Genomic DNA, 1119 nt, shown 5'->3' on the forward strand with positions numbered 1-1119 from the left:
CCGGGACGATCGACGCCGTCGGGGAGGGGGTCGACCAGGGCCGGGTCGGTGAGCGGGTCTGGCTGTTCATGGCCGCCGCCGGGCGGCCCACCGGCACCGCCGCCGAGTTCACCGTCGTACCCGCCGAACAGGCCGTGCAGCTGCCCGACGAGGCCGGCTTCGACGTCGGCGCCGCACTCGGCGTACCCGCGCTGACCGCGCACCGCGCGCTCACCGTCGCCGAGGACGGGCCGCGTCGGCTGTGGCCCGGGGCGCTCGACGGAAAGGTGGTGCTCGCCGCAGGCGGGGCCGGAGCGGTCGGACACGCGGTGATCCAGCTCGCCCGATGGGCCGGCGCCACCGTGATCAGCACGGTGAGCAGCCCGGAGAAGGCCCGGCTGGCCACCGCAGCAGGGGCCCACCACGTGATCAACTACCGCGAGGGCGACCCGGCCGCCGAGATCCGCGCGATCGCCCCGGACGGCGTCGACATCGTCGCTGAGGTGGCACTGGGCGCGAACCTCGCACTGGATCTGGCCGTGCTGCGGACCCGCGGCACGATCTCGACCTACGCCAACGAGGGTGGCAGGCCGGTCGAACTGAACGTGGTGCGGAACATGGTGCTGAACACCCGCTTCCAGTTCCTGGTGCTCTACACGGCAGGTCCGGAGGCACGCGCCGCGGCCGTCCAGGACGTCACCGCCGCGGTCCGGGACGGCGCCCTGCCGGTCGGCGAGGAGCACGGCCTGCCGCTGACCCGCTTCCCGCTCGACCGCACCGCCGACGCGCACCGGGCGGTGGAGGGCGGTGCGGTCGGCAAGGTCCTGGTGGACGTCATGTCGTGACGTCGAGTCGGCCACCGTGCGGCGGCGTCCCGCCGACGCGTGGCCCTTGCCGAGGGCCTGGCAGCTCACGCACCGGCCCGTCCGCACCCCGCGACGGGTCCGGTGCGTCATGGCAGGGCAGCCGGGGCGGAGGTGCCCGACTGACGGGCCGGTTGGGTCCGGGACGACGGAGGCGACCGCCTCGAGTGCTCAAGCCCTGCCAAGCGGTGACAGCGAAAGGCCCTCACGCTGACGGAACCGTCACTCCTCCACCCATGTGGTCGGCCAGTGCCTGCCTGAGTGCAACGGCTCGACG

Annotated in this window: 1 protein-coding gene; it reads left to right on the forward strand. The window is 74.2% G+C overall.

The genetic code is table 11. The features are described 5' to 3' along the window. The coding region (locus AOK09_RS28990; RefSeq protein ID WP_245687523.1) for an NADPH:quinone reductase at positions 1-824 on the forward strand (824 nt) is incomplete at its 5' end. Positions 825-1119 lie beyond the last annotated feature (295 nt).

This window comes from Peterkaempfera griseoplana (assembly GCF_001418575.1).
Classification (GTDB): Bacteria; Actinomycetota; Actinomycetes; order Streptomycetales; family Streptomycetaceae; genus Peterkaempfera; species Peterkaempfera griseoplana.